The organism is Kitasatospora sp. NPDC001132 (assembly GCF_053598415.1).
Genome location: NZ_JBSFKF010000055.1, coordinates 1 through 13,480 on the forward strand (window position 1 = coordinate 1; position 13,480 = coordinate 13,480).

General features: G+C 75.0%; 10 protein-coding genes. 7 read left to right on the forward strand and 3 right to left on the reverse strand.

Features of this window, described 5'->3' with window-relative positions; genetic code table 11:
- On the reverse strand, positions 1-493 hold a 493-nt coding region (locus tag ACWDBE_RS37395), incomplete at its 3' end, for a hypothetical protein (RefSeq protein ID WP_449810204.1).
- Between the two features lie 1,008 nt (positions 494-1,501).
- On the opposite strand from ACWDBE_RS37395, the gene ACWDBE_RS37400 reads away from it, so the two are divergent.
- The 4 genes from ACWDBE_RS37400 to ACWDBE_RS37415 all read left to right on the forward strand — a co-directional run bounded on the left by ACWDBE_RS37400 (position 1,502) and on the right by ACWDBE_RS37415 (position 5,485).
- Positions 1,502-1,735, forward strand: a complete 234-nt coding sequence (locus ACWDBE_RS37400) for a hypothetical protein (RefSeq protein WP_449790981.1) — start codon at positions 1,502-1,504, stop codon at positions 1,733-1,735.
- A gap of 145 nt (positions 1,736-1,880) precedes the next feature.
- On the forward strand, positions 1,881-2,429 hold the full coding sequence (locus tag ACWDBE_RS37405) for a methylated-DNA--[protein]-cysteine S-methyltransferase (protein WP_449810205.1): 549 nt from the start codon (positions 1,881-1,883) through the stop codon (positions 2,427-2,429).
- A gap of 360 nt (positions 2,430-2,789) precedes the next feature.
- A complete protein-coding gene (locus tag ACWDBE_RS37410) occupies positions 2,790-4,214 on the forward strand; it encodes a family 2B encapsulin nanocompartment shell protein (RefSeq protein WP_449790983.1) in 1,425 nt (474 codons plus the stop codon).
- A 221-nt stretch (positions 4,215-4,435) separates the two neighbouring features.
- Complete coding sequence (locus ACWDBE_RS37415) at positions 4,436-5,485, forward strand: family 2 encapsulin nanocompartment cargo protein polyprenyl transferase (RefSeq protein ID WP_449810206.1); 1,050 nt, start codon at positions 4,436-4,438, stop codon at positions 5,483-5,485.
- A 163-nt stretch (positions 5,486-5,648) separates the two neighbouring features.
- Here the strand turns inward: ACWDBE_RS37415 and ACWDBE_RS37420 are convergent, their stop codons facing one another.
- On the reverse strand, positions 5,649-6,689 hold the full coding sequence (locus tag ACWDBE_RS37420; RefSeq protein ID WP_449810207.1) for an NAD-dependent epimerase/dehydratase family protein: 1,041 nt from the start codon (positions 6,687-6,689) through the stop codon (positions 5,649-5,651).
- A gap of 231 nt (positions 6,690-6,920) precedes the next feature.
- Between ACWDBE_RS37420 and ACWDBE_RS37425 the strand changes: the two genes are divergently transcribed.
- Complete coding sequence (locus ACWDBE_RS37425; RefSeq protein WP_449790986.1) at positions 6,921-8,255, forward strand: DUF1254 domain-containing protein; 1,335 nt, start codon at positions 6,921-6,923, stop codon at positions 8,253-8,255.
- Positions 8,256-8,467: 212 nt separating this feature from the next.
- On the opposite strand, the gene ACWDBE_RS37430 is transcribed toward ACWDBE_RS37425, so the two are convergent.
- Positions 8,468-10,294, reverse strand: a complete 1,827-nt coding sequence (locus ACWDBE_RS37430) for a BACON domain-containing protein (protein WP_449810208.1) — start codon at positions 10,292-10,294, stop codon at positions 8,468-8,470.
- Positions 10,295-10,532: 238 nt separating this feature from the next.
- On the opposite strand from ACWDBE_RS37430, the gene radA reads away from it, so the two are divergent.
- Entirely contained in the window at positions 10,533-12,056 is a 1,524-nt protein-coding gene (gene radA, locus ACWDBE_RS37435) for a DNA repair protein RadA (protein ID WP_392867822.1), read from the forward strand.
- Positions 12,057-12,256: 200 nt separating this feature from the next.
- Positions 12,257-13,315 (forward strand): DNA integrity scanning diadenylate cyclase DisA, encoded by a 1,059-nt coding sequence (disA, locus tag ACWDBE_RS37440; RefSeq protein WP_270151163.1) that lies wholly within the window; start codon positions 12,257-12,259, stop codon positions 13,313-13,315.
- The last annotated feature ends 165 nt before the right edge of the window (positions 13,316-13,480 follow it).

The window sequence follows — 13,480 nt, forward strand, 5'->3', positions numbered from 1 at the left end:
CGGGGACTGCCCGCTGTTCACCACCTGCGCCTGGCAGCGGGCCGGCCGCCCGCCGTACGAGGGCCCGGCCCGGCGCGGCCAGTCCTACGAGGGCAAGGGCCGCCAGGTCGGCCGCGACGGCGCCGCCACCGGCGAGCATCAGGCCGGAACCGCCGGAGGCGCCGGAGCCGTCACCGGCCTGCGCGGCGCCCTTGGGCACCTCGCGGACCTGCGGCCGGGCGCCGTTCGGGGCGATCGGAGCCGGGGTGGCGGTGGCGGCGCCCGTAGGTCCGGCCACGGCCGGCGAGGGCTGGGCCTTCGGGGGGACCGGCATGGCGGTCCTCGCCGCGGAGTCGACGCCCGGGACGGCGTGGGTGGGCGTCGCCGTCGGCTTCGGCGCGCCGTCGGCCCAGGCCTGCCCGCCGGTGACGGTGGCGAGCAGCGCAGCGCCGGTCAGGGCACAGGCGGCCAGGACGCGGCGGGCGGGGGAGTGGTGGGTACGGCCCTTGCTCATGCGGGGTGTCTCCATCTGCTTCGGTCGGTACGTGTGGCCGCCGGTCCACGGTGCGGTCTGCGGGACCCGGCGGGCTGGTGGCGCGGGACGTCCGTCGTCGGCGCCGGACGCGGGCGTCCTCGTCGCGGACGCCCTCCGGCCGCTTCGCCCGGTTCTGCGGGTTCGGCCGGGGGCGTCGAGGACGACGGTAGGAGGGCCGTGTCGCGGTCCTCGGCCGGTCGTGTCACGGCCGCCCATCGGCTGCGTAACGGCGTGACGGCGGTCGTGGCGTCCTCCGCCCGGAGGCCGCCCCGTCCGGGCGGTGATGCTCCGCCCGTCGGTGGGTGCCGCCTTCGAAGTCCAACCGGGGCCACGGGTTTTGGCGCCGCGTCCGCCGACCCGTCCGCTGCGTCCACCGCCCATCCGCCGCGTCTGCCGCTGCCCGCCGCCCGCGACCGCCGCCCCCGCCGCCCGCTCGCGGTGGCGTCCGTGGCGTCCGTGGCGGCACTGGCGTGGGGCTCTGCCCTCCGGGGCGCTCGCGGCGGGGGGCGGGGCTGCCCTGGGTGGCCGTGGGCGCGCTGGTGGCCGGGCTCGGCTCGGCGGTCTGCGGGACGCTCTACGACACCACCACGCAGAAGTCGGGTGCCGGTGGAGCTACTCCGCCGGATGGCGGCCTTCGGCGCGCCGGGTTCCTTCGCCCTCGGCCCGCTCGGGCCGGCGGCGGCCGGTCCGCCGGCGGACCGGTTCGGCGCTTGCGCCGTGCTGCTGCTCGGGGCGGTCCGGCAACTGGCGGCCGGGGTCGTAGTGTTGACCGTACCGGCGGTGCGGAACCGCCGCTGGGAGGAGGGCCCGGACAGCTGACCAACCCCTCGGACGGCTTCGGGGCGCACCCCCGGCCCACCGCGCACCGCGCCCGGCCGGCCCCGGAGCGCGAACGGCTGCCCCTCCCGCGCACGTGCGCCTCCGCGGCGGGCGGGGCGGTCGACCCGGACGTACGGTGGAAGTCGGGGGTGACGGAGGAGGTCGATCATGCCCGGCTCGCTCACCATCAGCCATCACGGGTCCGCGGCCACCCTGGACCACGTGGACGCGCAGCGGCTCGCCACCGTGCTGGCCGACCTGGCGTACCTGCTGGAGATCCCGGGGCCCGACCGGATCACCGACGAACAGCTCGCCGTGCTGTGCGAGGGGCGCACCCCGGACCGTGCCGAGCTGGTGCACTGGTGCGCGTCGAACGCCCGCGGACTGAAGGGGCAGCTCTGACAGTAAGGGACAGCTTCGACCGGAGCCGCTCCGACCGGAGCCGCTTCGGCCGCCGACCGCCCGCCGTACGATGGCGCGCGGGGCGGGGACGCCCCCCGGGTGCCGGGGTGGCCGGCGGCCGGTCCGGGGGAGTGGGGGCCCGAGCGTGCCGCAGTCCTGGTCGATGTCCTGGCTCACCGTGCCCACCCCGCTGCCCAGCGGGCCGATGCGCGTCGCGGTGACCCCGCTCGGCGTGGTGTCGGCCGGTTACGGCGGGCCGAGCGCGGGTGAAGTGCCGCCCTGCACCGACGAGTCGAAGATCGCGGCCGTCACCGGGCGGATCGGCGCCTACCTGGCGGGCCGCACCCGCGAGCTGGGCCTGCCGATCGACTGGAGCCTCAGCTCGGGCCCGCACCGCGCGGTGCTGCAGACGCTCTGGCGCGAGGTGCCGTACGGCCGGACCATCACCTACGGCGAACTGGCGGCCCGCAGTGGGGTGTTCGAGGGCGTCACGGAGCCCGGACTGGCTGCCCGCACGGTCGGGCAGATGATGGCCGCCAACCCGGTCCCGCTGCTGGTGCCCTGCCACCGGGTGGTGGCGGCGGACGGGATCGGCGGCTTCGGCGGCGGCCGGGTCGGGATCGAGGTGAAGCGCTGGCTGCTCACCCTGGAGGGGGTGTTGGAGCCGACCCTCGACTGGGACGGCCCGCTGTAGGGACGGTCCGCAGCGGCTCCGGCCCGCTGCAGGGACGGCACGCAGCAGCTCCGGCCCGCAGCAGGAACAGCGCGCGGCCGCTCGCGGACCGTGTCGACGCGCGGATCGCGTCAACCCGCGCATCGTGTCAAGGGGTGGCGTCGGCGAGGGCGCGGATGCGCGAGGATGGGTCCTGGCGCGCCGATATGTTCGAATAAATAGTCGAACAATTTCGATCGGGTGATCTATTCGTACTATTTGTTCGGCCATTCCGAACCACTCGAACGAGTGATTGCGAGCTGCCCTCGAATGGGCCCACCATGAAGCTGCAACACGCATGTGCAAGGCGACACTTCATCGGGTATGCGAAGGGCTCCCCTCATGTCGACCGAAACCAATGCCGGTATTCCCGCGCCCGCGCCAGGTGCGCGGTCGGAGATCCGGCAGCAGCAGAGTCTGAGCACGGCGGGCGCGCGGAACCTCGCGACGACCACCAAGTCCGCGCCGCAGATGCAGGGCATCAGTCCGCGCTGGCTGCTCAGGAAGCTGCCCTGGGTGCAGGTGTCCGGCGGCACCTACCGGGTGAACCGCCGCCTGCGCCACTCGGTCGGCCGCGGTCGGGTGAGCTTCGTCAAGACCGGCGCCGAGGTGCGGGTCGTCCCGCCCACGCTGGTCGAGGTGCCGGCGCTGCGCGGCTTCCAGGACGAGGCCGTGCTGGAGGAGCTGGCCGCGCGCTTCGTGCAGCGGGACTTCGACGCGGGTGACGTCCTGGTCCGGGCCGGGGCGCCGATCGCCGAGGTGTTCCTGATCGCGCACGGCAAGCTCGACCGGCTGGGCACCGGCAAGTACGGCGAGGAGACGGTGGTCGGCACCCTCGCCGACGGCGACCACCTCGGCGACGAGGCGGTCCGGCAGGACGGCGGCGAGTGGCCGTACACCGTCCGCGCCGCGACCTCCGGCACCGTGCTGACGCTGTCCTGGCCCGCCTTCCAGGAACTGCACGACCGCTCCGAGGCGCTCCAGCTGCAGATCATCGAGTACCTGAACGGCTTCCAGCAGGCGCAGAACAAGCACGGCGAGGCCGCGATCGACCTCTCCGCCGGCCACCAGGGCGAGTACGAGCTGCCCGGCGCCTTCGTGGACTACGAGCTGAAGCCGCGCGAGTACGAGCTGAGCGTCGCGCAGACCATCCTCAAGGTGCACACCCGGGTCGCCGACCTCTACAACCATCCGATGAACCAGACCGAGCACCAGCTCCGGCTGACCATCGAGGCCCTGCGCGAGCGCCAGGAGCACGAGCTCGTCAACAACCCCGAGTTCGGCCTGCTCAGCAACGCCGCGTACGACCAGCGGTTCCAGACCCACTCCGGCCCGCCCACCCCGGACGACATGGACGAGCTGCTCAGCCGCCGCCGCAGCACCAGGATGTTCCTGGCCCACCCCAAGGCGATCGCCGCCTTCGGCCGGCAGCTCAACAAGCGCGGCCTCTACCCCGGGACGGTCGAGGTCGAGGGCCGGCAGGTCATGTCCTGGCGCGGGGTCCCGGTCTTCCCGTGCAACAAGATCCCGATCGTCGGGGGCACCAGCTCGATCATCGCGATGCGGATCGGCGAGGACAACCAGGGCGTCATCGGCCTGCACCAGACCGGAATTCCGGACGAATACCAGCCGAGCCTTTCGGTGCGGTTCATGGGAATCGACGACAAGGCCATTATTTCCTACCTGGTGAGCGCCTACTACTCCGCCGCGATTCTGGTGCCGGACGCGGTCGGCGTCCTGGAGAACGTGGACATCGCGCAGTACTGACGGCTCGCGGGGCCGGCCGCAGGGCCGCCCGTCCGGCGGGGCCACCCATCGGCCCAGGCCGGACGGCGCCCGCCCGGGTGCGCACCGGTGCGCACCGGCCAGGCCCGCCCCGCCCGAGGGCGGCCATGGGCGGTGCGTGACCGCGCCCGGCACCGCAGCGCAACCCCGGCCCGCCGTCGGCGGGCCGTCCCACGACAGGCGCCCGACAGGGGGAAACACCCATGACGAGTCCCACGCTGGAGCGGGATCACAAAGAGGGGCACGAGGCGGCGGACATCCTCGCCCGGACCCGCGCCCTGGTCGATCCGGTCCTGCGGGCCGCCGTCGACTCGCTGCCCGGCACCATGCGCAAGGTGGCCGGCTACCACTTCGGTTGGTGGGAGGCGGACGGCACCCCCGCCGAGGCCTCCGCCGGCAAGGCGATCCGGCCGGCCATGGTCCTCGCCGCCACCCAGGCCCTGGGCGGCAAGCCCAACGAGGCCGTCGCCGCGGCCGCCGCGGTGGAGCTGGTGCACAACTTCACCCTGCTCCACGACGACGTCATCGACCGCGACGACACCCGGCGCCACCGGCCCACCGCCTGGCGGGTGTTCGGCACCACCGAGGCCATCCTGGCCGGGGATGCCATGCACTCCCTCGCGCTGCGCCTGCTCGCCGAGGACGGCCACCCGGCCGCCCACGGCTCGATCCGCCGGCTCGCGGACTGCGTGGTCGAGCTCTGTGAGGGCCAGCAGATCGACTGCGCCTTCGAGCGGCGCAACGACGTCTCGCTGCCCGAGTGCCTGGCGATGGCGGAGGCCAAGACCGGCGCGCTGCTCGGCGCGGCCTGCGGGATGGGCGCCCTGTACGGCGGCGCCTCCGAGGAGGCGGCCCAGGCGCTGGACGGCTTCGGCCGGGAGATCGGCCTGGCCTTCCAGCTGATCGACGACCTGATCGGCATCTGGGGGGATCCCGCGGTCACCGGCAAGCCGGTCGGCGCGGACCTGGTCGCCCGGAAGAAGTCGCTGCCGGTGGTCGCGGCGCTGGGTTCCGGCACCGCCGAGGGCAAGCGGCTGGCCGAACTGTACGCGATCGAACGCCCGCTGGACGCCGAGGAGTTGGCGCTGTGCGCGGCGGCGGTCGAGGCGGCCGGCGGGCGCGGCTGGGCGCAGGGCGAGTCCTGTGAGCGGATGGCCGCGGCGATGGCGCAGCTGGCCGCCGCGGTGCCGGAGCCGGCCGCGGCGGACGAGCTGCTGACGCTCGCCGAACTGGTCACCCGCCGCACGCACTGAGGAGGCGCCCGCCGGACGCGCTGAGGAGGCGCCCGCCGCACGCACGGAGCGGGCGCCCGCTACCCACGCTGCTCGGAAGCATCATCGGGAGTGGGAAGTCAGCTGGGCCGACCTCCCACTCCTGCCGCGCCCCGGGGCGTCTGCGCTCCGAGGCGGCCCGCCGTCAGCCGAAGGCCGCCAACAGCCGCTGCTCCTTGGCGGGTTCGATGCCATGCCGCACCGCCGCCCCCGGTTGCCCCTTGCGCCCCTCGGCGTCGGTGTCCTCGGCCGGCCCGCGCGCCCGCAGCCACTCCCAGGTGTCCCGCGCCGTCTCGGCGAACGGTCGGCAGCGCAGCCCGGCCGCCTCCGCCCGGCTCGTGTCGGCCAGCCAGACGCCCGCCAGCTCGGGCAGATCCGGTGCCCACAGGGGGAGTTCGGTCCATGCGCTGACCTGGTCCGGCCCCTCGGCGAGCAGCGGCCCGTCCGGTACCCAGACCAGCTCGGTGTCCGCGGCGCCCGCCAGCTCCCGGCAGGTCTCCAGCCACTCGCCGAAGCGGAGCCGACCGGGCGGTGCCGTGGTGACGAACCGCCCCGCCGTCCCGGCCGTCAGCAGGTCCAGCCCGAAGGCGGCGAAGTCCCGGACGTCGATCACCTGCATGGTCCGCCGCGGATCCCCCGGCGCGAGCACCCGCCCGCCGCGGGCCATTCGCTCCAGCCACCAGGGCAGCCGGCCCCCGCACTCGTACGGACCGACGAGCAGCCCGCTGTTCAGCACCAGCACGCGCTCGGTGCCGAACCCGGCCAGCACGGCGCGCTCGCAGCCGGCCTTCAGGGCGTTGCCGGGCGGTTGGCCGGGCGGGGTGTCGGCGGGGCAGGGGTGCGGTGCGGAGTCCTCGTCGACCACCCGGGCGGGCCAGTCGGCGAAGGCGTGCACGGAGGAGACGAAGGTGTAGTGGCCCGCCCGCTCGCGCAGCAGCCGGGCGCTGAGCGCGGCCTGGGCGGGCTGTTGGGCGGAGGTGTCGACGACGGCGTCCCAGCTGCGGCCGTCGACCAGCCGGGCGAGGTCCTCGGCACTGTCGCGGTCGCCCCGGACGGCCTCGACTCCGGGCAGGTCGGCGGCGCTGCGGCCGCGGTTGAAGGTGGTGACCCGGTGGCCCCGGGCGAGGGCCTCGGCAGCGTAGGCCCGTCCGAGGAAGGACGAGCCCCCAAGCAGGAGGATCTTCATGGCGAAGACCCTGCCTCGTCCGCCCGGCCCGTACGCCCGGATTAGCGGTCGGCAGATGTCGGGTCGGCGGCGCGGGACAGCGTCCGGTCCGACGTGCCGCGCCTCCGGGGCCGCCTTAGCATCCGATCTGTACGGCTTGTGCCGGTTGTGCGCCCATGCCGCCTGTGCCGCCCGTGCCGCGGTCGGCGACCGCACCCCGGCCCGGTGCCCGCCCCGGACGAAGGACCCGCGATGAACCAGCCCGAGCTGGAGGCCCTTGCCGCAGACGCGTACGTCTACGGCTACCCGCTGGTCGCCGGCCTCACCATGGTCGAGCGCTTCGCCCGGGGTGGCCTGGGCACCCTGCCGGCGGCGCCGTTCAACCACATCAGCCACGCCACCCGGCTGGCCGGTCCGGCCGACCGCTTCGTCTCGGTCAACAACGACACGATCTACTCGATCGCCCAGCTCGACCTCTCCGAAGGCCCCCAGGTGCTGCGCGTCCCGGACACCGAGGGTGCCTACTACGTGCTGCAGATCATCGACGCCTGGACGGACAACGTCGCCTACCTCGGCCGCCGGGCCACCGGCACCGACGCGCAGACCTGGCTGATCGTCCCGCCCGACTGGCACGGCACCCCGCCGGACCCGAGCCGGGTGATCGAGCTGCCGACCACCGTCGGCACCCTCGTCGGCCGCTTCGCCTGCGCCGGCCCGGACGACCTGCCCCGGGTCCGGGCCCTCCAGGCCGCCCTGGAACTGGAGCCGCTGGAACCCGGCGGCCTGGCCGCCGGACTGCCCGAGCCGGACGAGGCAGTCCCCGAGCGGCTGGCCTTCTTCGAACGGCTGCGGGTCTGGATGCAGGCCTTCCCACCCGCCACCGCCGACATCGAGTACCAGCGCCGCTTCGCCCCGCTCGGCCTGCTGGACGACGGCGCCTCGCCGTACCGGGCCGCCGCCCCCGAGTGGACGCTGGCACTGGCCAAGGGCCTGGCCGCCGGCCGCGAACGGGTCGAGGACGCCAGCCGCCCGCCCGAGGACCACCCGCCCGGCGAGTGGCGCAGCGCGCTCCACCTCTTCGACTACAACACCGACCACCTGGGCCCCGGCACCCTGGACGACCCCGAGTGGCGCATCCCCGACCGCCGCGCCGCCTACCTCAGCCGGGCCGCCGCCGCCCGGGCCGGGCTGTGGGGCAACCACGCGTACGAGGCCTCGTACGCGATGACCTACGACGACTCCGACGGCCGGCCCCTCACCGGCCTCCACAACTACACCCTGCACTTCGACCAGCCGCCCCCGACCGGGGCGTTCTGGTCCATCACGATGTACTCCGTCCCGGACTACCACCTGGTCGAGAACCCGATCGACCGCTACTCGATCGGCGACCGCACCCCCGGCCTGGTCCACGGCGAGGACGGCTCCCTCACCCTGACCCTCCAGCACGACCAGCCCGAGGACCCGACCGCCGCCGCCAACTGGCTCCCCACCCCACCCGCCGAGTTCCGCCCCATCCTCCGCATCTACCAGCCCGAGCCCCCGGTCCTGGACGGCACCTACCAGATCCCCCCGATCCACCGCGTCTGACGCCCGGCCGCCTGCGCGAGAAGTCGGCTGGGCCGACTTCTCGCGCGCCCCGGCCAGGGAGCCGGCGGCCGGTCGACGAACTCGAGCGGTGGCCGGCTCTGTTGCGTACGTGAGAAGTCGGTTGGGCCGACTTCTCGTGCGTCCTTGGTCCGGGGCTTTGGGGGAGTCGGCCGGGTCGACGTCTCGCGCAGTCGACCGGGCGACAGCTCCGCCTAGTTCGGGGCCGACGGGGAGGCGGTTGCGGTGGCCGTCGGATGCGGTGAGGCGTCCGAGGCGGGTGGTGTCGTGGGGGTCTGTGCGGGGGCGGGCGACGCCGTCGCGGAGGGGGTGGCGGTGGCGGAACCGGTCGGCGCCGGTGTGGAGGACGGCGAGGGGTCGGCCGGGGCGGAGGTGGCGCCGCCGCGGCTGTGCGGCCCGCCCTCCAGGGTGACCACGGCCTGCGAGGGCGGCAGCGCGATCCGGGCGGTCCAGTGGGTGGCCGGCGCCTGGTCCTCGTCCACGGTGACGATCACGGTGATCCGCTGGCCGGGCGCCAGGGTGCCGGAGTCGCGGCTGAGCCGGAGCCAGCCGGCGTCCGTCACCGCGTGCCAATGGATCTCCGTGGTACCGGAGTTGGTGAGGGTGAGGACAGTCCGGCTGCCGTACTCGCCGGCCTCGACGGTGAGCAGCCCGGCCGGGGCCGGTCCGCCGGCGTCCGTCGTGGAGGCCCGGTCGACCGAGGGGACCGGTGCGGCGGCCAGGGTCGGGCTGCCGAGCGGGGCCGCGCCGTGGGCCGGGACCGGGATCACCGCGCCCTGGAAACTGAGTCGCTGAAATCCGGGAAGCAACGTTTCTGCACCGCCCGCGCCGGAACTGCCCGCGCCGACACCGCCCCAGACCAGCCCGCCCCCGGTCCCCGCCAGCTCCGTCCCGGGCGTGCCGGACGCACCCGGCCCCGCCGGGCCGTCCACCGTGGGCTGCGGCCGCCGGCCGCCCGCCCGGCCGGCCTCGTCCACCCGCACCGCCGACACCGAGACTCCCGACCCCGACCCGCCACCGCCCCGGTGCCCGGCCCAGAGCGCGATCACCGGTGCCGCCAGTACGGCCGCGAGCACCCCGGTGGTCACCACCCGCCGACGCACCTCCAGTCCGCGCCCCGCGTCCGGCGCCCGGTGCCGGGGGAAGCCGCCCTGGTCGAACCGCGGACCCGGCTCCGCCACCCGGCCTGCCACCTCCCGGAGCGCCACCTCCCGGCCCGCCACCGCGGGCGCCCGCAGCAGCGTCAGCCCCGCCAGCCCCGCCGAACCGACGGCACGCACCGAACCAGCCGCACCAGCCGAGCCCTCCGCCGCCCGGCTCGCCGCCACCCGCTCCGCCGTCCCCCGGCAGGTCGGGCAGTCCACCACGTGCTGCACCAGTTCCCGCCGCAGCGCGGGGCCGAGCACCCAGTCCCGCCAGGACTCCGCTCCGGCCCCGCCGAGCCGGTCCAGCTCCGGGCAGCTGCCCACGCCGAGCACCAGCAGCGCCGCCCTGGTCCTGGCCACCTCGGCCTCGGCCCCGGCGAGCAGCGCGCGGGTCCGCTCGAACGGCAGGCCCAGCACCGCCGCCACCTCCAGCGGGGTCAGCCGGTGTCGGACGGACAGCTCCAGCGCCTCGCGCTGCTCGGGGTCGGTGCCGGCGGCCTCGGGCCAGGCGAGTGAGGCCAGCTCGCGCCGCCGCCGGGCCGCCTCGGCCTCACCCGCCCCGGCCCGGCCCCCCTCGACCCCGGCCGCCCGCCCGGTGCCCGCCCCGGTCGCCCCGGCCCCTCCGCCCGCCAGCCGGCGCAGGCAGCAGTACCGGGCCAGCGAGAACAGCCAGGCGCGCAGCAGCCCGGGCTCGGCCAGCCGGGCGCCGTGCAGCCGCGCCAGCTCGCGGACCTCGCCCAGGGCGTCGGCGGCCGCGTCGTGCTCGCAGAGCACCGAGAGGCAGTAGGTGAACAGGCCGTCCACCTGCCGGTCGTACGCCGCGAGCGCGGATGCGGCCCGCGCCGCCCCGGCCTGCCCAACAGTTCTCGTCGTCACCCGTCCGACCGTAGAGAACGCGGCCGGCTGACCCCGACCATTCGAGGCGTATGTACTTCTTTCGGGTAACAACATCGCCCATCTGTGTGGATGCCACGGTCGGACACACGGCCGGACGCGCGGCCGGACGCACGTTCCCCGCACCGCGAGCCCGCCGACAGCCCGCCGAACAGCCGGGCCGACGGCCCCGCCGCCGTCCGCCCGGGCACTGTCGGACCCAGGCGCTACGGTGGGCCGCATGCCTCCGCGTTCCAAGACCACCGCCAAGCCCCGCCCGGCGTACCGCTGCACCGAGTGCGGCAACCAGCTGCCCAAGTGGGTCGGCCGCTGCCCGGAGTGCAACGCCTGGGGCACGGTCGAGGAGTACGGCGCGGTGCCGATCCGCACCACGGCCGCCGGCCCGGTCAGTGCGCCCGCCCGCCCGATCGCCCAGGTGGACGGCCAGGTCGCGACGGCCCGCTCGACGGGCGTGCCGGAGCTGGACCGGGTGCTCGGCGGCGGCCTGGTGCCCGGCGCGGTGGTGCTGCTGGCCGGCGAGCCCGGCGTCGGCAAGTCCACCCTGCTGCTGGACGTCGCCGCCAAGGCGGCCACCGCCCAGCACCGCACGCTCTACGTCACCGGCGAGGAGTCGGCCGGCCAGGTCCGGCTGCGCGCGGACCGGATCAACGCCCTCTCCGAGCACCTCTACCTCGCCGCCGAGCAGGATCTCGGCGCGGTGCTCGGGCACATCGAGGCGGTCAACCCCGGCCTGCTGATCCTGGACTCGGTGCAGACCATCGCCTCCGCCGAGCTGGACGGCGCCCCCGGCGGCCCGGCCCAGGTCCGCGAGGTGGCGGGCGCGCTGATCCGGGCGTCCAAGGAGCGCGGCATGGCCACCCTGCTGGTCGGCCACGTCACCAAGGACGGCCAGATCGCCGGCCCGCGCCTGCTGGAGCACCTGGTGGACGTGGTGCTGAGCTTCGAGGGGGACCGGCACGCCCGGCTGCGCCTCATCCGCGGGGTCAAGAACCGTTACGGCGCCACCGACGAGGTGGGCTGCTTCGAGCTGCACGACGAGGGCATCGTCGGCCTGGCCGACCCGTCCGGCCTCTTCCTGACCAGGCGTGACAAGCCCGTCCCGGGCACCTGCCTCACCGTCACCCTGGAGGGCAAGCGCCCGCTGGTGGCCGAGGTGCAGGCGCTGATGGTGGATTCGCAGATCCCCTCCCCGCGCCGCACCACCTCGGGCCTGGAGTCCCCCCGGATCGCGATGATCCTGGCCGTGGTCGAGCGGCACGGCGGGGTGAAGCTCGGCAAGCAGGACATCTACACCGCGACGGTCGGCGGGGTGAAGCTGACGGAGCCCTCCGCCGACCTCGCGGTGGCGCTCGCGGTGGCCAGTTCCTCCACCGACACCCCGCTGCCCAGCAACCTGGTGGCGATCGGCGAGGTCGGCCTGGCGGGCGAGGTGCGGCGGGTGACGGGGGTGCAGCGGCGGCTCGCCGAGGCGCACCGGCTGGGCTTCACCCACGCGCTGGTCCCGCCGGACCCGGGCAAGGTCCCGCCGGGCATGAAGGTGGTCGAGGTGGCCGACATCGGCGAGGCGCTGCGGGCCATCCCGGGCCGCCGCCGCTCCGCCGCCAAGCCGCGCACCGAACAGCGCGGTGAGGCACCGTCGGCGCCGCCGGCCCCGCGCTCCGCCCGGGGCGCGGAGCGTCCGGCGGCGTACCCCGAGGAGCTGATGGACGGCTGGGAGCCGCTCGACTCCGACGAACTGCGCTGACCCAAGCCCTGCCGAGGCCACACACAGTTAGACTTTCCCCAGTCTCATTGGCCAGAAGGCAGTACCGAGCGGTACTGAGCGACAGAGCAACAGACCGCGGACCGGCGCACGGCGTGAGGCGCGCGGCACGGGTCGACCGGAGGAGTCACGTGGCAGCCAGCGACCGGGGGGCGGACAAGGCCTCCCGCGAGGAGGCCCTGCTGCGGGCCTCCCTCACCGCCATCGCGCCCGGTACCGCGCTTCGTGACGGCCTGGAGCGGGTCCTGCGGGCCAACACCGGCGGTCTGATCGTGCTGGGCTTCGACAAGACCGTCGAGTCCCTGTGCACCGGCGGCTTCGTCCTGGACGTCGAGTTCAGCGCCACCCGGTTGCGCGAGCTGTGCAAGCTCGACGGCGCGGTGGTGCTCGACAAGGACATCACCAAGATCGTCCGGGCCGGCGTGCACCTGATGCCGGACTCGACCATCCCCACCGACGAGACCGGCACCCGCCACCGCACCGCCGAGCGGGTCAACCGGCAGACCGGCTACCCGGTGGTCGCGGTCTCGCACTCGATGCGGCTGATCGCGATGTACGTCAACGGCACCCGCCGGGTGCTGGAGGACTCCACCACCGTCCTGTCCCGCGCCAACCAGGCGCTGGCCACCCTGGAGCGCTACAAGCTCCGCCTGGACGAGGTGGCCGGCACGCTCTCCGCCCTGGAGATCGAGGACCTGGTGACGGTCCGCGACGTCACCGCCGTGGCCCAGCGCCTGGAGATGGTCCGGCTGATCGCCACCGAGATCGCCGGCTACGTGCTGGAGCTCGGCATCGACGGCCGGCTGCTCTCGCTCCAGCTGGACGAGCTGATCGCGGGCGTGGAGCCGGAGCGCGAGCTGGTCGCCCGGGACTACTTCCCGGAGCGGGCCGCCAAGAAGGGCCGGACGGTCACCGAGGTGCTGGCCGACCTGGAAGCGCTCACCCACGCCGAGCTGCTGGACCTCCAGACCGTCGCCAAGGCGCTCGGCTACTCGGGCTCGCCGGAGTCGCTGGACGCCGCGGTCTCGCCGCGCGGCTACCGCCTGCTGGCGAAGATCCCGCGCCTGCCCAACACGGTCATAGAGCGCCTGGTCGAACACTTCGGCGGCCTCCAGAAGCTGCTCGCCGCGAGCATCGACGACCTGCAGACCGTCGAGGGCGTCGGCGAGACCCGCGCCCGTTCGGTCCGTGAGGGCCTGTCCCGCCTTGCCGAATCGTCCATCCTGGAACGCTACGTCTGACCGCACGGGCGGCCTTACTGACGCCGGACGAACACGGCGACGGCCCCCGGGGAGCACCTCCCCGGGGGCCGTCGCACATCCCCACCCCACCTTGCCGGCAACCCCGCGGCACGACGGAGCACGACGGAGCCCCCGGTCGCGCGGCGGACGGGGGCTCTGAGGGGA